Annotated in this window: 21 protein-coding genes; 15 read left to right on the top strand and 6 right to left on the bottom strand. The window is 39.7% G+C overall.

The window, feature by feature from the left end; all coding sequences use genetic code 11:
* Nucleotides 1-63: 63 nt before the first annotated feature.
* From ACYSNQ_RS09020 to ACYSNQ_RS08995, 6 genes are read left to right on the top strand one after another with little or no spacing between them, the layout of a single operon-like run.
* Entirely contained in the window at nt 64-564 is a 501-nt protein-coding gene (locus ACYSNQ_RS09020) for a thioredoxin family protein (RefSeq protein ID WP_426082635.1), read from the top strand.
* Nucleotides 565-591: 27 nt separating this feature from the next.
* Nucleotides 592-1,491: an ATP-binding cassette domain-containing protein gene (locus ACYSNQ_RS09015; protein ID WP_426082633.1), complete on the top strand. Its 900-nt coding sequence runs from the start codon at nt 592-594 to the stop codon at nt 1,489-1,491.
* Nucleotides 1,475-2,197 (top strand): hypothetical protein, encoded by a 723-nt coding sequence (locus ACYSNQ_RS09010; RefSeq protein WP_426082632.1) that lies wholly within the window; start codon nt 1,475-1,477, stop codon nt 2,195-2,197. The genes ACYSNQ_RS09015 and ACYSNQ_RS09010 overlap by 17 nt, the downstream gene beginning before the upstream one ends.
* Before the next feature lie 16 nt (nt 2,198-2,213).
* A complete protein-coding gene (locus ACYSNQ_RS09005) occupies nt 2,214-2,759 on the top strand; it encodes a hypothetical protein (RefSeq protein WP_426082630.1) in 546 nt (181 codons plus the stop codon).
* A gap of 12 nt (nt 2,760-2,771) precedes the next feature.
* Nucleotides 2,772-4,826 carry an ATP-binding cassette domain-containing protein gene (locus ACYSNQ_RS09000; protein ID WP_426082628.1) on the top strand — a complete coding sequence of 685 codons (2,055 nt, stop codon included), beginning with the start codon at nt 2,772-2,774 and terminating at the stop codon, nt 4,824-4,826.
* Entirely contained in the window at nt 4,823-5,224 is a 402-nt protein-coding gene (locus ACYSNQ_RS08995; RefSeq protein WP_426082626.1) for a thioredoxin family protein, read from the top strand. The genes ACYSNQ_RS09000 and ACYSNQ_RS08995 overlap by 4 nt, the downstream gene beginning before the upstream one ends.
* A gap of 901 nt (nt 5,225-6,125) precedes the next feature.
* On the opposite strand, the gene ACYSNQ_RS08990 is transcribed toward ACYSNQ_RS08995, so the two are convergent.
* Nucleotides 6,126-7,079 carry an ABC transporter substrate-binding protein gene (locus ACYSNQ_RS08990; RefSeq protein ID WP_426082624.1) on the bottom strand — a complete coding sequence of 318 codons (954 nt, stop codon included), beginning with the start codon at nt 7,077-7,079 and terminating at the stop codon, nt 6,126-6,128.
* 244 nt (nt 7,080-7,323) lie between these two features.
* Between ACYSNQ_RS08990 and ACYSNQ_RS08985 the strand changes: the two genes are divergently transcribed.
* The 4 genes from ACYSNQ_RS08985 (at nt 7,324) to ACYSNQ_RS08970 (ending at nt 11,722) form a co-directional block, all read left to right on the top strand.
* A complete protein-coding gene (locus ACYSNQ_RS08985) occupies nt 7,324-8,136 on the top strand; it encodes an ABC transporter ATP-binding protein (protein ID WP_426082622.1) in 813 nt (270 codons plus the stop codon).
* Nucleotides 8,120-9,130: a FecCD family ABC transporter permease gene (locus ACYSNQ_RS08980; RefSeq protein ID WP_426082621.1), complete on the top strand. Its 1,011-nt coding sequence runs from the start codon at nt 8,120-8,122 to the stop codon at nt 9,128-9,130. Before ACYSNQ_RS08985 ends, ACYSNQ_RS08980 begins: the two co-directional genes overlap by 17 nt.
* The gene (locus ACYSNQ_RS08975; RefSeq protein WP_426082620.1) at nt 9,127-10,125 is read left to right on the top strand and encodes a FecCD family ABC transporter permease; all 999 of its coding nucleotides are present in this window, start codon (nt 9,127-9,129) and stop codon (nt 10,123-10,125) included. The genes ACYSNQ_RS08980 and ACYSNQ_RS08975 overlap by 4 nt, the downstream gene beginning before the upstream one ends.
* A 406-nt stretch (nt 10,126-10,531) precedes the next feature.
* On the top strand, nt 10,532-11,722 hold the full coding sequence (locus ACYSNQ_RS08970; RefSeq protein WP_426082619.1) for an iron-containing alcohol dehydrogenase: 1,191 nt from the start codon (nt 10,532-10,534) through the stop codon (nt 11,720-11,722).
* Nucleotides 11,723-11,911: 189 nt separating this feature from the next.
* Here ACYSNQ_RS08970 and ACYSNQ_RS08965 read toward each other — a convergent pair whose 3' ends face one another.
* On the bottom strand, nt 11,912-12,631 hold the full coding sequence (locus ACYSNQ_RS08965; protein WP_426082618.1) for a GntR family transcriptional regulator: 720 nt from the start codon (nt 12,629-12,631) through the stop codon (nt 11,912-11,914).
* Between the two features lie 237 nt (nt 12,632-12,868).
* The gene (celB, locus tag ACYSNQ_RS08960; RefSeq protein ID WP_426082617.1) at nt 12,869-14,137 is read right to left on the bottom strand and encodes a PTS cellobiose transporter subunit IIC; all 1,269 of its coding nucleotides are present in this window, start codon (nt 14,135-14,137) and stop codon (nt 12,869-12,871) included.
* Between the two features lie 160 nt (nt 14,138-14,297).
* Here celB and ACYSNQ_RS08955 point away from each other — a divergent pair, with 160 nt between their 5' ends.
* A complete protein-coding gene (locus ACYSNQ_RS08955; protein ID WP_426082616.1) occupies nt 14,298-15,695 on the top strand; it encodes a glycoside hydrolase family 1 protein in 1,398 nt (465 codons plus the stop codon).
* 222 nt (nt 15,696-15,917) lie between these two features.
* Nucleotides 15,918-18,353: a hypothetical protein gene (locus ACYSNQ_RS08950; protein ID WP_426082614.1), complete on the top strand. Its 2,436-nt coding sequence runs from the start codon at nt 15,918-15,920 to the stop codon at nt 18,351-18,353.
* Between the two features lie 100 nt (nt 18,354-18,453).
* On the opposite strand, the gene ACYSNQ_RS08945 is transcribed toward ACYSNQ_RS08950, so the two are convergent.
* A complete protein-coding gene (locus tag ACYSNQ_RS08945; RefSeq protein ID WP_426082612.1) occupies nt 18,454-19,140 on the bottom strand; it encodes a 2,3-diphosphoglycerate-dependent phosphoglycerate mutase in 687 nt (228 codons plus the stop codon).
* Between the two features lie 279 nt (nt 19,141-19,419).
* Here ACYSNQ_RS08945 and ACYSNQ_RS08940 point away from each other — a divergent pair, with 279 nt between their 5' ends.
* Nucleotides 19,420-20,316 carry a MerR family transcriptional regulator gene (locus tag ACYSNQ_RS08940; protein WP_426082610.1) on the top strand — a complete coding sequence of 299 codons (897 nt, stop codon included), beginning with the start codon at nt 19,420-19,422 and terminating at the stop codon, nt 20,314-20,316.
* A 241-nt stretch (nt 20,317-20,557) separates the two neighbouring features.
* On the opposite strand, the gene ACYSNQ_RS08935 is transcribed toward ACYSNQ_RS08940, so the two are convergent.
* Both ACYSNQ_RS08935 and rpiA read right to left on the bottom strand, forming a co-directional pair.
* Nucleotides 20,558-21,142: a recombinase family protein gene (locus tag ACYSNQ_RS08935; RefSeq protein WP_426082608.1), complete on the bottom strand. Its 585-nt coding sequence runs from the start codon at nt 21,140-21,142 to the stop codon at nt 20,558-20,560.
* Nucleotides 21,143-21,184: 42 nt separating this feature from the next.
* Entirely contained in the window at nt 21,185-21,865 is a 681-nt protein-coding gene (rpiA, locus tag ACYSNQ_RS08930; protein WP_426082606.1) for a ribose-5-phosphate isomerase RpiA, read from the bottom strand.
* Nucleotides 21,866-22,196: 331 nt separating this feature from the next.
* Here rpiA and rpsL point away from each other — a divergent pair, with 331 nt between their 5' ends.
* Both rpsL and rpsG read left to right on the top strand, forming a co-directional pair.
* A complete protein-coding gene (gene rpsL, locus ACYSNQ_RS08925) occupies nt 22,197-22,616 on the top strand; it encodes a 30S ribosomal protein S12 (RefSeq protein ID WP_426082604.1) in 420 nt (139 codons plus the stop codon).
* Between the two features lie 56 nt (nt 22,617-22,672).
* Complete coding sequence (gene rpsG, locus ACYSNQ_RS08920; RefSeq protein ID WP_069662405.1) at nt 22,673-23,143, top strand: 30S ribosomal protein S7; 471 nt, start codon at nt 22,673-22,675, stop codon at nt 23,141-23,143.
* Nucleotides 23,144-23,161: the final 18 nt, after the last annotated feature.

Raw genomic sequence — 23,161 nt, 5'->3', positions numbered from 1 at the left:
CTAACTATAATAAATGTATCAAGTAAACAAAGAATGGTAACGATAAAGATAGGAGAGAAAAACATGAAAATAAAAAATAGTAAACAGATATCATTGATTATCGGCTTGTTTTTAATGGTTATTGGAATTATCACTTATTCAGTAAATGGACAGCTTAAGAAAAGCCATGAGGAATTGTATCAAGCGAAAATAGATTACCCGGAGATTTATGACGTTATTGATTCATTAAGCTTTCATTCTTTTGAAACAGAGGTCAAGGCAGGTGAGCTGCTGGTTTATATTGGACGACCTGATTGTGGGGACTGCACGGATTTTGAACCGTCGTTTCTTTCAATGGTTGAGGAAAGAAACTTGGAACAGAAGATTGTTTATCTTAATGTTTCCAAGCTGAGAAAAGATGAGCAGCAATGGAAAGCGTTTAAAAAGACTTACGGTGTTATGTATACACCAACAATTGCACATTTTAAAGATGGACAATTAGTTAGTAAAGTTGAATGGACACCAGAAAAGGGCAGTGTTCTATCAGAATTTGAAGCATGGCTGGATGAATATGCATACAGCTAATGTTATTAAAATGTAGGAGGTATCATCATGAGTAACTTATTGTTGAAAACAACAGATTTAACTAAAAAATATAAGAATTTTACGGCGCTGGACCAGGTGAATATGTCGATTTATGAAGGAGATATTTATGGATTTATCGGAAAAAATGGAGCTGGCAAGACAACGTTAATTCGAACGATTACAGGGTTGGTTTTTCAAACATCAGGAGAATACAACTATTTAAAAAAAGAGATGACTGTTAGTGCAGTTATTGAAGCTCCGGCGGTCTATCCAGAGCTAAGTGCCTTTGAAAATTTAAAATATGCAGCCATTCAGAAAAATGTTAGAGAAGCGAATTGTGTCAATAAAACATTGGAATTTATTGGGTTAAGTACAACTGGTAACAAGAAAGTGCGGGACTTTTCGTTGGGAATGCGTCAAAGACTGAGCATCGGAATGGCAATTATAAATAATCCGGATTTACTAATATTGGATGAGCCGATTAACGGTTTGGATCCGGCAGGTATTATTGAAATGCGAAAGATGATTCATAGAATAAACAAAGAATTAAACACAACAATCTTAATTTCCAGCCATATTTTATCTGAGCTGGCAATGGTAGCGACTAGATATGGGATTATTCAGGATGGCCGATTGGTAAAAGAATTTTCCAGTGAGGAGCTGGCAGCTGAGCTTACGTGTAAATATATACTGGATGTATCAGATAAAGAAGCGGCTCTGCAGCTGATTGAAGAAAAAAATATAAATGTAGTTGGTGTGGAGAATAATAAAATCATTTTTCATACAGACAATGAGACACTAAATATTTTCTGTGAAAAACTATCCGATCATCAAATTAGTGTTTATCAGCTTCAGCATGTAAAAAAAGAATTAGAAGATGTATTTTTGGAAATTGTAGGAGGAGATTACCATGTATCAATTAATTAAGGCAGACCTGTATCACGCTTCAAAAAGCAAAACAATTTACATTGCCCTGCTTTGCGCACTGATAGTTACCTTATTTTCTACTTTAACAACAACAATCGATGAGCGAATGATGAGTATTCGGAGTCTGATGGTTAATGGAACAGTGCTTTTGCCAATGCTGTTTATTCCAATTTATATGCTGGTATGGCAAAAGGATTTTGTCTGCAGGACAGTCAACTCAGCTCTTATCTCCGGTGTTTCAAGAGAAAAATATTACTTTAGTAAGATGGTGACGACATATCTGCTGGGTACGTTGCTCATTACTATATACAATATATCGGCAGTCATATTTAGTTTTAAATTTCAAGGCAGTATTCAATTTATAGAAATTCTTGGAATCTTGGGACTACAAACTATTCTATATCTTGTTGTTTTATCAATCGGCTTGTTTTTATATAGCTTGGAGAATTCCGCAGCGCTTTCAACAGCGGTCTATGTCTTAATTATCTTGTTAGGCGAGAATGTTGTAAATATTTTTTTAGAGCAACTAGGTGTCGACATGCAGAATTTATCACAGTACTTTCTATTTAAGAATCTAGCAGCTGTTGCTCAGCTGAGTGAGCTAAGCCAGGATCATCTGGTAAAAGTGCTTGTAGGAGCGCTGCTACTTCTAATTGCTGCTATTACCTGTACGATTTCGATACTTCAAAGGAAAGAACTAAAATAAGAAGGAGGCTACTAAAATGAAAAAGAAACTATTATTACTGATAATCTGTACTACTGTTTTGGGCGTATTCATTTTCAATTATGTTAGTGAAGAGAAAACATCTGTAAATAAACAATGGGAACTGACCTCGGAGCAGGTCAAAAATATAACGTTAAAAGGAATTAGTCAGGATATTGACATTTATCTAGAAAAGAGTTCGGTTAATCAGCTGTCTATTGAAGGTCAAATGCCGGTTTCGTTTGCAGAAAAATTGGATAAGCTGAACCCGGATGAACAGGAAATGTGTCTTGATTTTTCTACAGCAATCGGCTTGAGCGTAGCGAAATTAAATGGAGATAGATTGAGAATGACGATACAGGTGACTGATGAGAAAAACTTGGAACAATTATTGATTCAGATGAACAAAGGGAATGTAAAGATGGAGGTACCTGAAATTTTTGCTAAGGCTTACAAGCTAAGCACCAATCAGGGAAAAGTTAATCAGCCTGGTCAGCAGAAGAACACTCAGGGGCTAATTAAAGTCGAACTTGGTTTTGGCGACATAACCGTAAGTGAGATTTAGGAGGGGTGTCTAATGTATGCACACACGATGCAGAATATGTCTAATGACTGCGGCTTAGCAGCGTTGGAAACCATATTCAAACAATTAAAAGTAAAAAATGTGGAGTTAACATTAAGTGAGTCTTTGGATTCAAATGAGCAGGGTTTATCTCTGCTCCAACTTCAGGAAATCATGAAAAGCAATGGTGTCTACAGTGAAGCGTATCAAGTCACAGATTTTCATGAGCTAAGCAGTCAAAAATTTCCTATCGTCTGCATGATTAAACGAGAGGGGTTACCGCATTATGTTGCTGTACATCAGATTAGTCAGCAGCAGATAACTTATTCCGATCCAGCTGAACCACAATTGATTACAAAGGATGTAGCAGCATTTATCGAAACATTTATGGGATATGCTATTTGTATTGAAGATGTAAAAAAGAAGACAAATCAAGTTAAGAAAAACAAGAGTCAGCTATATAAACAGATTATTCGAAAGCTGCCTTTTTCTTCAAAAGTTGAAATAGGTATACTGACTTTTATGAAATACCTCATTCCATTAAGTCTGACGGCATTTATGCAGTACGTGATGATTTATCAGATGGAAAATATAACAATGTCTTACTTTGGTATGATTGCGCTATTCTTTACGACTCTAATGCTTATCTACTATCAAATTAGTCAAAAGGATATTCAAATAAAGACTAAACTGGAAAATCAGTTTCAGCAGAAGGTTCTGATGGACTATTATGAGAAACAAACGAAAAATGTTACTGAAAAAAGAAATATGGACAATATCATGGGACACTTTTGGAATTTATTAATCTCTGTTACAGGTATTTTGAATAAGCTGTATTTAAAATTTGATTTAGCTTTTGTTCTAGTACTGTGTCTGCTTATTTTCAAAGTTGATATTCTATTGGGATGTACAGTTGTGGCCTGGCTGGCAGCCTTCACAGTTCTGGTTAGTAGAAGGGCAAAAAAAATCCAGAATTTTGAAAAAGGGGTAGTTTCAGGCTCGAACGCATTATCTTCAGCAATTGAAGAGCAGCTGCGTTTGTCGCTGGATGTACATTTATTCTCCAAGGAAGAAGAAGCCAGTGAAAAAGTTCAGGCTCGAATGAGTGATTACTTTAATAAGAAACTGATTAGTAACGAGCTGTCTACAGCGATTGATTCAATCTTTGAATTTATCAGTACTTGTATCACCTTGAGTATTTTTGGTCTGTTGATTTATGCTTATACATTTAATAAAAATCAATCAATTACAATGTTGTTTCTCAGTGTTTTTATTATCACACTGGTCCTTTCCAGATTGAGACCGATTGTTCAAACCTGGTTAAGAATCCAAAAAAGTGAACAGGCTGTAACATACATTCAAAGTAGCCTGGATATACGTGACAGTCAAGAGGAAAGTGATCTAACTGATATTGGGAGTAAAACGATAGAGCAACTTAGTCTGGAGAAACTTTCATTCTCTTATAACGAAGATGGCAAATGTTTATCAGGAATGAATATAGATTTTGAAAAAGGAAAAATAACGGGGATTGCTGGTAAAAACGGCTCAGGGAAAAGTACCTTAATGAAAATTATTCTAGGGGTTCTGAGCCCAGATAGCGGAGTAATTCGAATCAATGATAAACGCTTTTCCTCTTTACACGGGACGAATATCAATGAGGCAGTGAACGCCTATTTTCCAGAGATGGGAACCTTCCAAAATACAGTTGGAGGCAATATAAAATTTGGACTTAATAGTACCCAGACTCCGAAGAATCAACGAATTGATTATTTAAAAGAGTGCATGGGATTAGAGCTGCCTGATGATTATGTAATCTATTCCCAAGGCGGAAATCTTTCTCAAGGGCAGCTTCAGAAAATTCTTCTTTTAAGAACTTTATATGAGGAGAAATCAGTTTATATGTTTGATGAGCCTACAACAAATCTAGATCAAAAATCAGTAGATGCATTTATACAGGTTTTAAAAGGATTGGCGAATACGAACGATAAAATCATCATTTTAATTACTCATGACACGTATCTATTGGAACAATGTGATCAGATTATAGAGATTAGTGAGGGGATGAAATGATGAAAAGAGTAAAACTATTGCTGATAACGCTGCTATTGCTAATCTCAGGAGGCTTTTGCCTAGCTCGCTTGACTGTTGCTGATAAGAATCAAGAGTTTGAAGAAATTAGTGTTGAGGAGGTAAAGAACAGAATAGCAGACGAAAAAGAAATGGTCGTTTATTTTGGTAAAAATTCTTGTGAAGCTTGTAGAGTGTTTACACCAATTTTATCGGAAGCAGCGAAAAAAAGCAGTAAGACAATTTTGTTTCTTGATGGTGACAATTTGGAAACAAAAGAGTTTAGCGAAAAATACAATATTTCCGGAACGCCAACGTTAATAATAATAAAAAACGGTAAGGTACTTAGATATGAAGGAGTGATGGATTTGGCGGAAACACTTAGCGTACTAGAAATATAATACTGAATTTGGAAATAGAAAGGAGGAGGGCACATGACAAAATTAACGAAGACAGAGCAACGCAGCGTAAAAGCAGGCTGGGTATGTGTATTATGGGGAGCGGTTTGCTGGGGCTAATCCGCCAATAAAAAACTAGGAAAGGAGAGAATAATCATGACAAAATTAACAAAGACAGAACAACGCAGCGTAAACGCAGGCTGGGTATGTGTATTATGGGGAGCGGTTTGCTGGGGCTAATCCGCCAATAAAAAACTAGGAAAGGAGAGAATAATCATGACAAAATTAACAAAGACAGAACAACGCAGCGTAAAAGCAGGCTGGGTATGTGTATTATGGGGAGCGGTTTGCTGGGGCTAATCCGCCAATAGAAGACTAGGAAAGGAGAGAATAACCATGACAAAATTAACAAAGACAGAACAACGCAGCGTAAAAGCAGGCTGGGTATGTGTATTATGGGGAGCGGTTTGCTGGGGCTAATCCGCCAATAAAAGACTAGGAAAGGAGAGAATAACCATGACAAAATTAACGAAGACAAAGCAACGCAGCGTAAAAGCAGGTTGGGTATGTGTATTATGGGGAGCGGTTTGCTGGGGCTAATCCGCCAATAAAAGACTAGGAAAGGAGAGAATAACCATGACAAAATTAACGAAGACAGAACAACGCAGCGTAAAAGCAGGCTGGGTATGTGTATTATGGGGAGCGGTTTGCTGGGGCTAATCCGCCAATAAAAAACTAGGAAAGGAGAGAATAATCATGACAAAATTAACGAAGACAAAGCAACGCAGCGTAAAAGCAGGTTGGGTATGTGTATTATGGGGAGCGGTTTGCTGGGGCTAATATAAACTAAAAGATACCTTGAAAAGCAATGAGAGGCTGCTTTTCAAGGTATCTTTTTATTTTTTTACTTAATAAGTGAGGCTTTTAAATCTTTGATAATGTTTGTGTTGGCAATTGGTCCATTATAGAGCCAGCTGGAATCGCCGCCGAAGCTGTAAACTTTATCATTTTTCACAGCCTTCAGGTTTTTCCAGACATTCTCTTGGAAGAACGGATCGGATTCATCGCTATTGATTAAGAAGATATTGTCTGCATCCAGTTCGGCCATCTTTTCAAGAGAAACAGCACTCCAATCAGCCGTTGCTGTTTCAGAAATCTCAGCAACCAAATTAGGGATTTTTAGACCTAAATCTCCGTAAAGTACAGCGCCGCTTGAACGAGTTTCGCTAACCATAAAGGCTTGATTATTGGTAATCCAAAGAACGGCGGCTGACTGATCAGCTGCATTGTCTGCAAGCTCAGCTTTTGTTTTATCAGCTAATGTATCATAGTCTGCTAGAATTTCTTTTGCTTGATCTTCCTTGTTTAGAACAGACGCAACATCAGTTAGCTGATCTCGCCAGGTAACACCGTCGCCGTTTTTCACTACATATGTAGGAGCGATTTTGCTGTATTCAGCATATTTTCCACCTTCAACCGTCGCTGATGAGCTAACCAGCAGTAAATCAGGTTCATATTTAAGAACTTCCTCATAAGGCAAATCGTAAGAGATTGTCGGAATCCCTTCTAATTTATCCTGTAGATAGTCTTGAATACTCGCATTATTTACAGTCCATTGAGCGATGGGAGTCTCGTCTAAAGCGACTAAGTAATCTTCCAGATAACTGCCGATGATTTTCTTTGGATTAGCAGGAATAGTCACTTCATTTCCTAAAGCATCTTTCATGACCCGTTCTTCCGCAGTACTGTCTTTAGCAGAGGAGCTGTCTGTTTTATTATTAGAGCCGCAAGCAGCTAGTAAGCTTCCGCCAATTAATAGAGACAGTCCGAACGCCGTATATTTATTAAACAATTTCATTTGATTCTCTCCCTTAAGTATAATTAAATGATAACGATTCTCATTATCATTTATATTGAGAGATTTGTCAATTGTTATTTCTAATTGACAAATAAATTCTCTTTGTTGTGTGCTGAAAGAATAAAGGTCATTGCATTTTATAGAAGAGTTTTCTATAATGAAGTACAGTTCGTTGAGAATCATTCTCATCGAAAAGATAAAAAGAATCGTTGTATATATAACTTCAGTACGAGGAAGGAATTTCATGAATATACTAAAAACGACCGATTTGGCGACAGCCTATGGCAAAGAGGTTATTAGCGAAAAGCTAAACTGTACATTTGAACAGGGAACCATAACCAGTGTCATTGGACCTAACGGCTGCGGCAAGTCAACGCTGCTTAAAACACTGGCGCGCATTATGCCGGAAGCTAAAGGACAGGTTTGGCTGGAAGAGCGTAAGCTAAGCGAGTTCTCATCAAAAGAAGTTGCCCGAAAGCTGGCAATCTTATCTCAAAGTCCGGAAAATAGCGTAGATTTGTCGGTATTTGATTTGGTTTCTTTTGGACGCTATCCGTATCAGTCTGGTTGGAAAAACCTGAATAGTCACGATCAAGAGCTTATTCAGTGGGCGTTGGAGTTGACAGGGCTAACTGAACTGGCTAGAGAGTCAGTGGCGATATTATCTGGAGGACAACGGCAGCGGGTATGGATAGCCATGGCTCTAGTGCAGGATACAGAGATTTTGCTTTTAGATGAGCCAACCACTTATCTTGACCCGGCACATCAGCTGGAAATTTTAAACGTGTTGAAAATGATTAATCAGGAATACAATAAAACGATTGTCATGACCATTCATGATATTAATTTGGCCTCCCGTTTTTCAGATCGAATCATTGCTATGAAGGACGGAAATATAGTAAAAGACGGAACACCCAATGAGGTTGTCACAGAAGCGTTGTTAATGCAGGTATTTGCTATTGAAGCAGAAATTATCTGTCACGGAAAAACAAGGCGGCCTCTGGTTCTATCTTATGAAATGGCGGAAAAGGAGAAGGCTGATGAACTGGAAAGCTAAGCTTCAACAGCGGCAAATCAGCTGCTTTCTGCTCTTTTTTCTTTTGCTGCTGGCAGCAGTTGTTGTCTCTGTTCTGTATGGTGCGGTTCAAGTCCCTTTTAGCACATTGATTGAAGCATTTACTGATTTCGATAAGGAAAATCAGCTGCATCAGGTAGTCTTGTCGATACGCCTTCCTAGAGTGCTTGGAGCAGTTTTGGTAGGAACGAGTCTGGCTATCACTGGGGCTCTTGCTCAAGGGATTACTCAAAACCCGTTGGCAGATTCTGGTTTGTTGGGGATTAACGCTGGTGCTTCATTGGGTCTAGCCTTAGTCTTTGCTTTTTTACCAGCTGCAGGCTACTGGCAGATTTTATTTGTTTCTTTTTTGGGGGCGGGGCTGAGCGTCCTAATCATTTATTTTATATCCAGTCGCTCAAAGCAAGGAGCCACACCTATCCGATTAACCTTAGCAGGTGCCGGAATCAGTGCGTTGTTTATTTCTCTTAGCCAGTTTATTGCACTGCAGTTTAATTTAAGCCAAGATATTACGTTCTGGTCTTTGGGCGGAATCAGCGCTATCTCCTGGCAGCAGCTGAAGCTTGTAGCCCCTATATTTATTGCATCAGTAGCTGCCTCCTTCTTTTTCAGTTCGTCAGTTACTATTCTGCGTTTTGGTGATGACACTGCAATTAGCTTAGGAAAAAATCCTCGGGTGATTCGATTGGCGGTCAGCGCACTCATTCTGCTGTTATCTGGTTTAGCCGTGGCGATTGCTGGATCAGTCAGCTTTGTCGGTTTGATTGTTCCACATATGATGCGCTTTTTTGCTGGTGAAAACTACCGCAAACTACTGCCGTTTTCAGCTGTCGGCGGGGCTTTTCTGGTAGTGTTGGCCGATTTTATCGCCCGTATGATCAATCCGCCGTTTGAAACACCCTTTGGTGCTGTTGTGGCAGTCATTGGGATTCCATTCTTTATCTATTTATTCCGTAAGGGAGGGAATCTAGGGTGAGTAAAGGAAAATTACTCGGCATCTATAGTTTACTTGTTTTATTGTTGTTAGCAATCACCTTGTTCAGTCTGACAAATGGTCAGCTGGCGATTTCTTTCGAGGATTTTTTACAAGTAGTTTTTGGTTCTGGCAGCAAAGTGCAGCGGCTATTAATCATTGATTTTCGGTTGCCTCGGATTATTATCGCTGTACTAGCTGGAGGCGCTCTGGGTTTAAGTGGAACTATTCTTCAAAGTGTCACGCAAAACCCACTGGCTGATTCAGGTATTCTAGGAATTAATGCAGGTGCAGGCTTTGCAGTGCTGTTGTTTATCAGCTTTTTCGAAGCAACGACAGCTACCGTATTTCTATTGCCTTTTGTAGCTTTATTGGGTGCACTAGCGACAGCTGGAAGTATTCTTTTGATTGCCTACGACCGCCGCAAAGGATTAACACCCGTTCGAATGGTTTTAACTGGAGTGGTATTAAGTACAGGAATTGCCGCTTTGACGATTCTGCTGACAACAAAGCTGGATGCTGAAAATTATCGCTTTGTCACAATGTGGCAGGCAGGTACTATCTGGGGCAGTAATTGGTCCTTTGCTGGTGCCCTGCTGCCGTGGCTGGTACTGGTTTTTGTGATTGCATTAAGAAAGCATCGAGTTTATGACATTCTGCAATTAGGTGATGAAACAGCCATTTCAGTTGGAATGGAGGCGGGAAAAGAGCGGCTATTCTCGTTGATTTTAGCTGTTTCCGGAGCTGCAGCAGCTATTTCTGTAACTGGTGGAATCAGCTTTCTAGGCTTAATTGCCCCGCACATTGTCAGAAAGCTAGGAGCCGCCAAGCATAAGGATATTTTACCGCTGTCTTTATTAACTGGAAGTGTTCTTCTGCTGCTTAGTGATACGATTGGACGTACAATTCAGGAAAAAGGTGAAATTCCTGCTGGTGTTATTGTGGCCATCATTGGTGCACCTTATTTTCTCTATCTACTGCTGCGGAGTGATAAGTAAGGATAAGATGGAAGAAGAGAACCTAGCTGCTTTTTGCGGATAATGCGCTTTTGTTCTAGCGATTTTTCAAAACTGGTTCCTATAGTATTGATGACTCTGTCCTAATTGCTTCTAAGAATTTGGTTGCTGGAATAAAAACATCTGGTATGAAGGATTAACTAGATGCAAAAGAGAAAGGGATAGAGGTATTTGTTTCCGAAGGGAGAGCTCTACGCCCGCTGTTTATCTAGATTACATGTGAGTGGGATATGACTAAGTTATGTCTCATTCCCTTTTGCATTTACCATTGATAACTTTTTAGGCAATTATCAAAGAGCGCGGTTACTGGAATCCGCTGCTGGCAGAAGTATATGAAAAGGTATATGATGGTAGGTGAGATAAAATTATAATTGAAGCAGGTGAAAGAATGGAAAATTTTCGTTTTTATGTACCAACGGATGTGCGTTTTGGAAAAGACCGTTTGAAGGATGAATTAGCAGATGTTCTAAACCTCTATGGAAAAACAGTGCTGCTGGCATATGGCGGTGGTAGTATTAAAAAGAATGGGTTATATGATCAGGTTTTATCATTAATGAAAGACAATCAGAATAAGGTTGTTGAATTAAGCGGGATTGAACCAAATCCACGAGTAGAAACCGTTGATAGAGGTATTGCTTTATGTCGAGAACATCAGGTAGATGTGATTTTGGCAGTAGGCGGCGGCTCAACTATTGATTGTACGAAGGTAATTGCAGCGGGCTTCTACGCAGAAGAGCCAGCTTGGGAGCTTGTTTCGAAGCGTAAAGGCTTTAATGGACCTGCGCTTCCGCTTGTAACTGTTTTAACACTTGCGGCAACTGGTAGTGAGATGAATGGCGGCGCTGTGATCACTAATCTTGCTACCAATCAGAAGCTGGGTGTGGGCGGTCCATCAGTACTTCCAAAGGTTTCGTTTTTAGATCCGCAGAATACTTATACGGTTCCTGCTTATCAGACAGCAGCGGGGTCAGCGGATATTTTGAGTCATTTGTTTGAAAACTACTTTAAGAAAACGGTAGGAGCAGATGTTCAGGATTCAGTATCAGAAGGACTGATGCGGACAGTAATCAAAAATTGTCCAACAGCATTGAAGACTCCGGATGACTATGACGCTCGTGCAAATCTGATGTGGGCAAGTAGTCTGGCGCTTAACGGACTCACTGGCAACGGTAAATCCGGTGCTTGGTCTTGTCACCCTATGGAACATGAATTAAGCGCTTTTTATGATATTACTCATGGGATTGGGCTAGCTATTTTGACTCCCCGCTGGATGAAGTATGTGTTGTCAGAAGAGACTGTGAGCAAATTTAGTCAGTTCGCTGAAAATGTCTGGGGGATTAAGGAACAGGACGAATTTGTAGCAGCGAAGAAAGGGATTCAGGCAGTCTACGATTTCTTTAAAGCCTGTGGTATTCCAATGACTTTGCCGGAAGTTGGCATAAATGAGGAAAAACTGTCTCTGATGGCGGAACAAGCTGTGAAGCATAGTACGATTGAAACAGATGCCTACATGCCGCTTTCTAAAGAGGATGTAGTAAAAATCTATCAGGACTGTATGACAGAATCAAGTTATTACTAAAAAGATCGAGAAAAAAGTGGGAACCATAGTTGGCTCCCGCTTTTTTCTACTTCAAAACCTAAAAACCTAATAAAGCGTGGTCCAAGGTAATTCTCTAAGAAATGAGTCGAAGAATCTCAAAGATACGAAGGAGCTGTTTAAGGACGAAGCGGCTTCTTTCCCACAGCGAATCACGCTTGCGGCAACTATTTAAATTCCTTTGACATCCAGCACAGAATATCCACGCTGATCATACCGGTTTCGGCTGCGGGAATATTCAATCGGCTGACCATTTTTCAAATAAACCACCTGTTCTACTTCTAAAACGGGATCGTCAACAGCACAGTCTAAATATTTTTGATCATATTCGCTGCTTTTAGCTGCCTGAATCGTTCGGAAGGCACCGGCAAATTGAATACCTAATTCCTTTTTTAAATAATCATAAATAGAATGTAGGAGAATCTCGTTTGTCAGGCCGGGAGCTAGATGCACCGGCATGTAGGTATACTCCATGACGTAAGGTTTTTTTTCCAGCAATCTTAGGCGGATAATCTTATAAACCGGCTGTTCCGGCTGAATAATCAACCGTTCCTGTACTTCTTCACTGGGGAATTCGACTTCAAATAGAATTACCTGGCTGGATAGCTCCCTGTTCGCTGCTTCCATTTGGACACTGAGTCCTTGATACTCATTTGCAGGCGAGGTATCCTTATCCCAAAATGAGTGATTCAAGATGCGGGTACCAGCTCCACGCTGAGAGTAAACTAAGCCTTCCATCGCTAAAATATTAATTGCTTTTTTTATCGTCATTCGGCTAACATCAAACTCTTTGACCAAATCTGTTTGATTAGGCAAAAGAGAATCGGGAGTGTAGGTTTTATTTTTAATTCGTTTTCTAAGAATATTGGCTATTTCTTCATATTTTGGCATCTATGCTCACCTCATTTTGAGTATAACGAACTCTCAGGTTTTCTACAACGCTAATTTTTCTGCTAAAAGAAAAAACGGACTGGAACACTAGTCAGGCTGACTATGCTCCAGTCCTTAAAAATGAAAGCAGCCTCTTCGAAGTCGAATAGGAATAGACTAAAAATACCAGATGCTGCTTTCGTACGTGCCTGTTTAATTCTTGGAAATTAGTCCTTCACATTTCGTGAGGGTAATGGTCTAAACATCTATATCTACTTGTTTATCCATAATTTTTAAGAATGGGTACCAGATTAGCGCGACGATGATGAAGTCAACCACTTGCAGCAAACCGCCCAGCCATGAGTTGGTAGCCAGAACCCCGCTGGCAATGATTGGCACGGTCCATGGAACAGAAACTCCAGTTGGCGGCGGTACAATACCGGCTGCCATCACTAAATAGTTCAGTGTAGTAACTACGAGAGGAGCCAGCAGCCACGGGATGAAAATAGATGCATTTAGAACAATTGGCAAACCGAAAATAACCGGTTCGTTTACATTGAAGAGGCCAGGTGCTATTGCTAGTCGGCCGACGTCTCTATATTGTTTTTTCTTAAGGAAGAAAGCCATAATCAATACCACTGCCAGTGTCATGCCGGAACCGCCTAAACCAACGGTGAATGTTTCCATAAATGGTTTTGTGATAATATGTGGTAATTCTTTACCAGATTGGTAAGCCTCTAGATTATCCAGCATTAATGTATTCCAGATTGGGTCCATTACTGAGTTGACAATGATTTGTCCATGCAGACCGAAAAACCAAAGGAACTGAACAAAAAAGAGCGCAATTAAGGTTGCCGGAAGACTACTTCCTAAACCAGTTAATGGTTTTTGAATGACTTCATAAATAACATCGTGAAGATTTGTGTTGAAAAAGCCGGTTACTGCTGCATTAATAAAAAGAAAGACAGTTAGTGTACATACAGCTGGGATCAGAGCTGCAAAAGATTTTGATACTGCGGGAGGTACTCCATCAGGCATTTTAATCTGCCAACCCTTTTTAGTAACTCTGCAATAAATTTCCCCTGCAATAAAAGCAGCAAGCATTCCAATGAACATTCCTTTTGCGCCTAAACGATCAAGACTAAGAACCCCGCTAACGGTTTCTCCGCTTTCAGTATCCATAAAAAAGGGTGTCAGAATCAGGAAGCTGGCAAAAGAAACCGCTCCGCCGAAAATGCCTTCTACATCATAGGATTTAGATAAATAATAGCCAATACCAAAAGTAACAAAGACAGACATGATGCTCATTGTAGCGTTTTGCCCGTTTCCGAATAATGAACCCAATGTTCCCTTTAACTCATCGCTGAAAAATGGCAGGTTATTGACAACAACAACAATAGAACCAAACATTGTTAAAGGAAATGACAACATAAATGCATCTCTTAAAACAGTTAGATAACGGTTCTGCCCCAACCAGTTAGCTAAAGGCATGATTTTCTCACCAAGCTTATCCATTAAACCGTTCATGAAAATTCCTCCTAGTTATATAATATGTTTTGCAATCGATTACACAAGTAATATATCATCTTTAAAAATAAATGTCTAGTCATTTATTTTTAAAGTATTGATTTTTTCAGAGTGATAGATTATCATTGAGGTGAGAAAAGGAAAGAGAGGATGGATAGAAATGGCAATATATAAATTTCCCGAAAATTTTTGGTGGGGTTCAGCGGCCAGTGGTCCGCAAACAGAAGGAAGAGTCGCTGAAGACGGCAAGGGTGAAAACATTTGGGATTATTGGTATCAGCAGGAACCAGAAAAGTTTTTCGACCAAGTAGGACCAGAACAAACATCTCGGGTTTACACAAAATATAAAGAAGATATTCAGCTGATGAAAGAAACGGGACACAACAGTTTCAGGACTTCAATCCAATGGAGCCGCTTAATTCCAAATGGAACAGGAGCAGTGAATCCTAAGGCTGTGGATTTCTATAATGACTATATTGATAGCTTAATTGAAGCGGGGATTGAACCCTTTATGAATCTATATCATTTTGACATGCCTTTAAGTCTTCAGGAGCAAGGCGGGTGGCTTAACCGCAAAACAGTGGATGCTTATGTGACCTATGCGAAAACCTGTTTTGAGCTTTTTGGTGATCGGGTGAAGAAATGGTTCACACATAACGAACCGATTGTTCCTGTAGAGGGCGGTTACTTGTATCAGTTCCACTATCCAAATGAGATTAACATGGAGCACGCTGTTCAGGTGGGATATCATGAGGTACTTTCAAGTGCAATGGCAGTTAAAGCCTATCATGAGCTGAATCTCGACGGACAAATCGGTATTATTTTGAACTTAACGCCTAGTTATCCTCGTGATGAAAAGAATCCGGCTGATGTGAAAGCTGCGGCAATGGCAGATGCTTTCTTCAACCGTTCATTTCTTGATCCAGCGGTTAAAGGTGAGTTTCCCTCTGAATTAGTAGAGGTTGTCAAAGAGCTGGATATACTACCTGCTATTGAGCCGGGAGATTTAGAAATAATTAAAGAACACACAATAGACATTCTGGGAATTAACTATTATCAGCCTCGTCGCATCAAAGCGAAGGAATCTGAAATAGATCACAGTCACGGTCCGATGCCGGATGATTATTTTGACAATTATGACATGCCAGGGAAAAAGATGAATCCCTACCGCGGCTGGGAAATTTATGAAAAAGGCATCTATGATATCTTGACTAATGTTCGTGAGAACTATGGGAATATTCCCTGCTATATTTCGGAAAACGGTATGGGGGTAGAAGGTGAAGAACAGTATATAAATGCAGATGGGATGATAGAGGATGATTATCGCATTGATTTTGTTAAAGATCATCTGCGTTACGTACACAAAGCGTTGGAAGAAGGCAGTGGTTGTCTAGGATACCACATGTGGACCTGTATGGATAACTGGTCTTGGATGAACGCCTATAAGAATCGTTATGGTTTCATTGCGGTTGACCTGAACCAGGAAGGCAAGAGAACAATTAAAAAATCTGGCTACTGGTACAAAACAGTTTCAGAAAGCAATGGATTTGAAGATTAACACCAAAACTACTCCAGAGTATGATTTAATCATGTTCTGGGGTAGTTTTTATTGTTCAGGCAGCTGTCGAACAACGGAAAGGTGATTAGGTTTTTATTGTATGTTAATTTCTTCTATTATGATTAATAAATGTTCCGAAGAAAGAATATTATGTTATTATTTTAGTTGTAAGCTTATAAAAAAGGAGTAGGTAAGTTTACGATTAAAAAAGGAGGAAATAGCATGAAAAAGAAAAAATGGTTATTAGGTATGGTTGTGTTGGCTGGTTTAGGAGGTCCTGCCGGATCGGTATTTGCAGATGAAACCCAAGTACCTGTTGAAGGTGTGATTGAAGAGGTACAAACAGAAGCTTCGGCAGATGGATTAATAAATCCATTAAGTGCCTCAACTGTTACAGATTTTTCTGTAGAACAAGTAAGAAAGATTCAGGACTATCAAAAAAAGTATAAAGAGATACGAAGCAAGGAAGCGTTTGATGATAAGTTTGATATCAATCCAATCATTGGTCCGGAGCAATATACGACAGGTACATTTAAAACGTCTACATTGGAAAATGCAACAGACTACATTAATCTGCTAAGAGAGAGCGCGGGACTTACCCCTGTTACCGTTTCGCAAGCAAGAGTAAGTATTGCTCAACATGCTGCAGTAGGGATTGCCTCGCTTAGAGTAATCGATCATAACATTGGAACAAAGTACACAAAGCCTGAGGGAATGACTGATAGCTTTTGGCAGGAGGCTTCCAATGGTGCGCGTTTAAGTAATTTGGCGAGGAGTGTTCGTAGTCCGTTTTATGGGGAAGCAATCCCAACGCTGAATGAATATAGCGATTTATACATGTTTGATTACGGAAATGGAAATCAATCAGTTGGACACAGAAGAATTGTTTTGAATCCATGGTATCAAACAATTGGCTTTGGCTTTGCTGAACTCGATGTTCCTGAAAGAAGAGAGGTCGAATACTCAGCTGCCCTTTATGCCCAAGGCGATGGCTCGTATACTGTGCCGGATGATTCTATTGTTACTTGGCCAACAGAATCAGTTTTTCCAATACAGGATATGAAAAAATATAACTACAATCTTCGCTGGTCAGCGAGTTTTAACTCAAATGGTTATGATTTTGATCGGAATAACTTGAAGGTTACACTGAAAAATAATAAAAGTGGTCAGGAATGGCATTTTTCAGATACACAAAAAGATGGTGAATATACCGTTGTTGCGAACAGCTGGGGATATGACACAGTGGTCTTTGCACCAAATGAAATCAATTATGCTGAAGGTGATGAATTCACTGTTAAAGTAGAAGGATTAAGCGGGAAAAAGGATTCTTATGAATACACAACAAGACTTTATGATTTGAATAAAGAATACAAAGTGCCGTTGGAAGATTTCAAATTCGAAGAATCATTTATAAAAATGCAGCAAGGTGAAGTGAGAAATCTGAATCTAAGTTATTTACCCGAGGATGCAGAATATACAGGGAAAATGATTTGGAGCAGCTCTAATGCTAATTTGGTCAGTGTGTCGCAAGATGGGGTTCTTACTGCCAAAGCAGCTACAGGGAGCAGCGTGACAATCACTGCTAAAACAGAGGACGGAAAGCTAAGTAAAACCATTAAGGCTTCTGTTGCGACTGTCCAACCGGCGGCAACAAGGGAAGATGCGCCAGAAATTAATCCTGGTTTTCCAGCAGCTGATAGTCAGTCTACTCGAATTTTCGTCAATCAAACAGGATGGGTGAAATTCAAAGCGGATGAAGCAGCAATGTATTCGCTAGCTGGTGGTTTGAATGGAAACAACGTCGTTAATCAAAAATCAGAAATCAATTTCTATAATGAATGGGAGAACCGTTCTTTGGGGTATTATTCGGCACATAGAAGAACGTCTAATTCATCATCTGTATCATCAAAAGCACCCGTATACTATGGTGCTGGAGAGTATGTCTATTTGAAGCTTTCTACAAATATGGATGGCGAACCATTTTACTTTGTCTTACAGCGAACTACGAAAGATGCTCAACCTATCTATACCACGCAGCTAACGATTCCATACAAATGTAAACCATTGTTGAATCCTGGTAATTCGGTATCCTTCTCATACAAGGTAGATAGCTATACAACAAAACCAAATGATGTTCAGTACTTCTCAGATGATGAAAAGATTGCTGAAGTTGTTAGTGATGGAGCGAACCGCTTTAAGATTATTGGGAAAGCACCTGGAAAAACTACGATTCGTGTCAAAGAGATGAGTGGCAGTAATCAGGAAGAATTTGTGGAAGTTGAAGTATTTTCTTTAGGTCAAACGCAGGAGACAGCTGTAGAAGTTGCACCGAATTTTGGTATGGGATTTGGCATGGGAACAATTTATGCGAATCAGTCAGGTTGGCTTAAATTTAAAGCACCTGAAACAGCGAAATATAAAGTGCAGGATCTTTGGTCACAAGATACAGCTACCTCTAGTCATAGAATAGAAACGAATTTTTATGATGATGCACAATGGAGAGGGTATTACTTTGCAGATTGCGCGAAAGGCGGAAGCAGTGCTTCAACAGGTGGGAATTTACCATTGACTTATGAAGCAGGGACGTATATCTATGTACATTTAGCGAATCGTAAAGCCGGCGCGCCTTATTATGTAAGTTTTAACTATTCAAAATAGCAGGAAAATAGAATGAGCTTGTTCATTACTTTTTAATGCTATTGGAATTTGAAAAAACCGCCGTTCTGACTTACTCAGAACGGCGGTTTTTCTTAATTTCTTATAGATAATATTTCTTAGCAACAGTTAAATCATCGTTTAATTCATAAACAAGCGGCTGACCTGTTGGGATTTCTAAATCCATGATATCGTCATCAGAGATACCTTCGATATGTTTAGCTAATGCACGTAAAGAGTTACCGTGAGCAGCAACTAAAACAGTTTTGTTATCTAATAAAGCAGGAGCGATTTCATCTTGCCAAAAAGGTAACGCACGTTCCAAAGTTACTTTCAGGTTTTCTCCACCAGGTACATCACGTTGGTCAAGCATTGCATAACGACGATCGTTTGCAGCAGAACCAGGATCAGTAGTTTCTAATAGTGGAGGAAGTGTGTCATAAGAACGACGCCAGATGTGAACCTGTTCATCTCCGTATTTTTCAGCTGTTTCTTTTTTGTTCAATCCTTGTAATTTTCCGTAATGACGTTCGTTTAAGCGCCATGATTTTACTTGGGGTACCCATAATTGATCTGAGTTTTCTAAAATCAGATTACAAGTCTTGATAGCACGTGTTAATACTGAAGTAAATGCTACGTCAAATTCGATTCCGGCTTCTTTAATTTTGCGTCCGCCTTCTTTTGCTTCTTCGATACCTTCAGGTGCTAAATCTACATCAACCCATCCAGTAAACTGGTTTAATGCATTCCATTCACTAAGTCCGTGACGAGAAAAAACTAATTTTGGCATAATAAGTCTCCTTTGTGTATAGTTTCTGAAAATTTCAGTACGTGCTTATTGTACAACGTTTTTTCGTCAATTTCCAATGAAAATTTTTGAAACAAGCAGAAATTAAGAAAAAATTGCTTCTGTCTCACTATTTATTCGGATTTTAGAGAAGGCAGAGTTTGGACATTTAGTTATGTCCCAAACTTATCTTAAAAAAAGGATGGAAAAGCAAGAAAGGGTTGTAATTGACGTAAGGACAACTGATAGAATAAGGGTAGCAAGAAGCTAGGAGGGATGAAGATGAGTATCTCGATACAAAGACTCGCCAAAGAGCTGGGGGTTACCAGCAGAACAATCAGATATTGGGAGGCTGTCGGGCTGACAACTAGTATTAGGAATCCGGAATCTGGTTGGCGGATGTATTCAATGGAAGAAGTACTAAAGATAAAAATCATACACTGTCTGAGAAGCTGGCATTTCTCAATCAAAGAAGTTTCTCAGTTTTTAGCAGCTCCGTCTTATCGACAGTTGGCTAACTTGACAGATAAAAAAATAAAACAGCAGCAGTTAGAGAAAAAAGAACTATCCGAGGAATTAGATAGACTAGAAAATTTGAAACAATATTTACAAGAATTAATGAAAAATACCGAAGCAGAAAATCATTTAGAATGGGGGGAGAAGCTAATGGACAGATTTAAACGGATTCAAGATAAAGCGGAGCTTCAGGCTGGGAATGAGCTAACCTTTGCCTTATTGCCAGCTATGCGTATGGCCTATACGGTGGTGGTGAATAAAGAGCCTGAAAGTGAAGCGTTAGAGAAAATGCTATTATGGCTGGAAGCAGAAGAACTGCTGGGAACGGCTCGGATTTTTGGCGGGGATATGCCGCCGAAAGCTAAAAAGGCTGGGGATCCTTATGGCTATGGTGTCTGTGCATCAATCCCCAAAAATATTCAACTGCCTGGCGACATGAAAGAATTGCTGCTGCCGGGAGGTGTGTATGCTGTTTTTGAAAGTACAGAGAACATTCCTGCGTCATGGGGACAGCTAATGCTGCAGCTTAAGCAAAACAAAGTCTATACCTCAGACCGGTCAAGACTTTGTTTGGAAGAACATATAAAAATAATAGATGAAAAGGGGAATGAAAGCTATCGTCTTCAATTGTTTGAACCAGTAAAGAAAAGAGTAGGCTGTTGAGGAGCTGTTAACGAAGAAAGAGATAAATTATGCCGTGGAAACACAGTGGGCTTTTCATACGCTCCTGTGTTTCCACGGCATTTATGTTTTTTGAACATGAAAATTACCTGTGCATCTGCTAGTTTTTGTCTCTACTCTGATTGGAACAGCAATTATATAGAAATATTCTTCTCCGCCTCAGCAGCTTGCTGAAGTCCGGCATAAAAGATAGAGGTAGACTAGCTAAGTAAACATTGAGCTATTACTTGTTAAGCTGCTCGGTTTCTGCTTCAGAAAGGTTAATATACTTATAACAGGTTCCGATAGAAACCCGGCACTTTGCTGCAATAATTTGAACATTTTCGTGTTTTTCGTAGTACATTTGGCGAATGCGGCGGATTGTTTTAAAATCGATTTTTGGTCGCCCGCCAACCTTGCCTTTTTTGCGGGCATTCGTTAGGCCTACTAATGTCCGTTCTTTGATGAGTTCGCACTCCATCTGAGCTAAGCCGTCCATTAATCTAAAGTAGACGCCGCCTTCAGGTCCACGGGTATCAATGCCTTCTTCAAGGCTGACCAGATGAATTCCGCTCTTTTTGAAAAGCTGAGTCAAATCTGTAAGCTGTCTGGTTGATTTTCCAAGATGATTCAGCCGGCAAATTACAAGGGTATCTCGCTCCTCCAGTGTATCAATCACCGTATCCAGAAGGGAACAGGCTGGGATGTCCCCAGCAGGCTCAAATGTTTCCTGGTAGATTTTGTCACAGCCGTAGTTTGACAAGAGTGAAAGCTGTGTATCCAAATTGCATTCGTTAATGGTTGTTCGTGCATAGCCGATTAAATTCATTATATCTCCCTTCTTCTATGCTTAGCTTTGGATTTTGCGGTATTACTTTTGAGTATTCGGAATAGTCAGCGGACCTTGTTCACGTCCGACAATTACCGTAGAAACAATTTTTAGAAAAAGTCCGTGTTCTACAACACCAACCAACTGATCCAAATAAGCACCCAAAGCTATTGGATCTTCAATCACATCAAGCTGGAGGTCGATGATGTAATGCCCGCCATCTGTTACCAAAACCTTATTATCAGTTGTCTTTCTCAACGCTGGCTGGTAGCCCTTTTCTTCAAAAAGTCGAAGCAGTTGTTGGCTGCCGTAGGGAATTACTTCTACAGGCAGAGGAAATGCCCCCAGTTTATCTACCATTTTTGATTCATCCACAATCCAGATGTTTTTTTTCGAATAAGAGGCAACAATCTTTTCAAAAAGCAACGCCGCTCCTCCGCCTTTAATTCCGTGGAAATCAGCACTGACTTCATCTGCACCGTCGATAGTCAAATCGACGTAAGGAACATCATCGATGCTTTTCAAAGGAATTCCCAGTTCAGCAGCTTGTCTTTCTGTTGCCTTTGAAGTAGTAACACCAATAATCGACAGGTTTTCTTCTCTGATTCGCCGGCCGATTTCGTCCACCATGTATTTTGCAGTAGAGCCAGTACCTAGACCTACAATCATTCCATCTTCGACATATTTTGCAGCTTCTATTCCGACCATTTGTTTAAGGTTCATTTCAGTGCATGCTCCTTTCGGTTTATCAAAAATATTGTACCGTGGATTCCCAAGAAAAGATAGGAAGATCAACAAGAAAAATTCTAAAAATAACAGAAAGATAAAACTGTGTTTTTTACATTTAAATAGTCAGGAAAAGCTTGACATAGTAGATATATCATGATATTCTAGCGAAGGTGCTTTATGTACAGGTCTCTTTCCGGAGACGTGCTGACTGTCTATCAAAGCATATTTGATAAAGGATGCATAGATGCATTATTTTTTATCGCAAAAAAAGAACCACCTGGATGTGTGGAACTAGAAGCGAATTGAGGAAGGAGGAAAACAAGGAATGCCTACAATTAACCAATTAGTACGTAAACCTCGTAAATCAAAGGTGGAAAAATCTAACTCACCTGCATTGAACAAAGGATATAACAGCTTTAAGAAAGCCCAAACAAATGTGAACTCTCCGCAAAAACGTGGGGTGTGTACACGTGTGGGAACTATGACACCTAAAAAACCGAACTCAGCTTTGCGTAAATATGCCCGTGTTCGTTTGTCAAACTTGATTGAAGTTACAGCTTATATTCCAGGAATCGGACACAATCTGCAAGAGCATAGCGTTGTATTGCTGCGCGGCGGACGTGTAAAAGATTTACCAGGGGTACGTTACCATATCGTTCGTGGTGCGCTTGATACTGCCGGTGTTACTGACCGTAAACAAAGCCGCTCTAAATATGGTACTAAAAGACCTAAAGCTGCTAATTAATTTGACATTAACTGACATATACTATAGAAGAAATATTTCGGAAGGAGGAGTTACGGATGCCTCGTAAAGGTCCAGTTGCAAAACGTGATGTTTTACCAGATCCTATTTATAACTCAAAATTAGTAACTCGCTTAATCAACCGTGTAATGGTTGATGGAAAACGCGGGATTGCTGCTAACATTATCTATAATTCATTTGATATCATCAAAGAATCTACAGGTAACGACCCATTGGAAGTGTTTGAGCAAGCAATGAAGAACGTTATGCCTGTTCTTGAAGTTAAAGCACGTCGTGTTGGGGGTTCTAACTACCAAGTACCAGTTGAAGTTCGTCCAGAGCGTCGTACAACACTAGGTTTACGTTGGGTAGTTAACTACGCACGTCTGCGCGGTGAACATACAATGGAACAACGTCTAGCTAAAGAAATCATGGACGCTGCCAACAATACTGGTGCTTCAGTTAAGAAACGTGAAGACACTCATAAAATGGCAGATGCCAACCGTGCGTTTGCACATTACCGTTGGTAAAATCCTCTCTGCGTGCAC

It is taken from the genome of Enterococcus sp. LJL51 (assembly GCF_054871795.1).
Note: the sequence above shows the minus strand (reverse complement) of the source record. Positions and strands in the feature narration are given on the sequence as shown.

What these genes read in the sequence shown, in the direction of transcription:
- ACYSNQ_RS09010 (WP_426082632.1), top strand. Translation starts at nt 1,475, where the DNA reads ATGTATCAATTAATTAAGGCAGACCTGTATCACGCTTCAAAAAGCAAA.
- rpsG (WP_069662405.1), top strand. Translation starts at nt 22,673, where the DNA reads ATGCCTCGTAAAGGTCCAGTTGCAAAACGTGATGTTTTACCAGATCCT.
- ACYSNQ_RS08935 (WP_426082608.1), bottom strand. Translation starts at nt 21,142, where the DNA reads ATGAATTTAATCGGCTATGCACGAACAACCATTAACGAATGCAATTTG.
- ACYSNQ_RS08945 (WP_426082612.1), bottom strand. Translation starts at nt 19,140, where the DNA reads ATGCCAAAATTAGTTTTTTCTCGTCACGGACTTAGTGAATGGAATGCA.
- ACYSNQ_RS08965 (WP_426082618.1), bottom strand. Translation starts at nt 12,631, where the DNA reads ATGCCAAAATATGAAGAAATAGCCAATATTCTTAGAAAACGAATTAAA.
- ACYSNQ_RS08995 (WP_426082626.1), top strand. Translation starts at nt 4,823, where the DNA reads ATGATGAAAAGAGTAAAACTATTGCTGATAACGCTGCTATTGCTAATC.
- ACYSNQ_RS08990 (WP_426082624.1), bottom strand. Translation starts at nt 7,079, where the DNA reads ATGAAATTGTTTAATAAATATACGGCGTTCGGACTGTCTCTATTAATT.
- ACYSNQ_RS09005 (WP_426082630.1), top strand. Translation starts at nt 2,214, where the DNA reads ATGAAAAAGAAACTATTATTACTGATAATCTGTACTACTGTTTTGGGC.
- rpiA (WP_426082606.1), bottom strand. Translation starts at nt 21,865, where the DNA reads ATGAACCTTAAACAAATGGTCGGAATAGAAGCTGCAAAATATGTCGAA.
- ACYSNQ_RS08985 (WP_426082622.1), top strand. Translation starts at nt 7,324, where the DNA reads ATGAATATACTAAAAACGACCGATTTGGCGACAGCCTATGGCAAAGAG.
- celB (WP_426082617.1), bottom strand. Translation starts at nt 14,137, where the DNA reads ATGAACGGTTTAATGGATAAGCTTGGTGAGAAAATCATGCCTTTAGCT.
- ACYSNQ_RS09020 (WP_426082635.1), top strand. Translation starts at nt 64, where the DNA reads ATGAAAATAAAAAATAGTAAACAGATATCATTGATTATCGGCTTGTTT.
- ACYSNQ_RS08950 (WP_426082614.1), top strand. Translation starts at nt 15,918, where the DNA reads ATGAAAAAGAAAAAATGGTTATTAGGTATGGTTGTGTTGGCTGGTTTA.
- ACYSNQ_RS08955 (WP_426082616.1), top strand. Translation starts at nt 14,298, where the DNA reads ATGGCAATATATAAATTTCCCGAAAATTTTTGGTGGGGTTCAGCGGCC.
- ACYSNQ_RS09015 (WP_426082633.1), top strand. Translation starts at nt 592, where the DNA reads ATGAGTAACTTATTGTTGAAAACAACAGATTTAACTAAAAAATATAAG.
- ACYSNQ_RS09000 (WP_426082628.1), top strand. Translation starts at nt 2,772, where the DNA reads ATGTATGCACACACGATGCAGAATATGTCTAATGACTGCGGCTTAGCA.
- ACYSNQ_RS08980 (WP_426082621.1), top strand. Translation starts at nt 8,120, where the DNA reads ATGAACTGGAAAGCTAAGCTTCAACAGCGGCAAATCAGCTGCTTTCTG.
- ACYSNQ_RS08940 (WP_426082610.1), top strand. Translation starts at nt 19,420, where the DNA reads ATGAGTATCTCGATACAAAGACTCGCCAAAGAGCTGGGGGTTACCAGC.
- rpsL (WP_426082604.1), top strand. Translation starts at nt 22,197, where the DNA reads ATGCCTACAATTAACCAATTAGTACGTAAACCTCGTAAATCAAAGGTG.
- ACYSNQ_RS08970 (WP_426082619.1), top strand. Translation starts at nt 10,532, where the DNA reads ATGGAAAATTTTCGTTTTTATGTACCAACGGATGTGCGTTTTGGAAAA.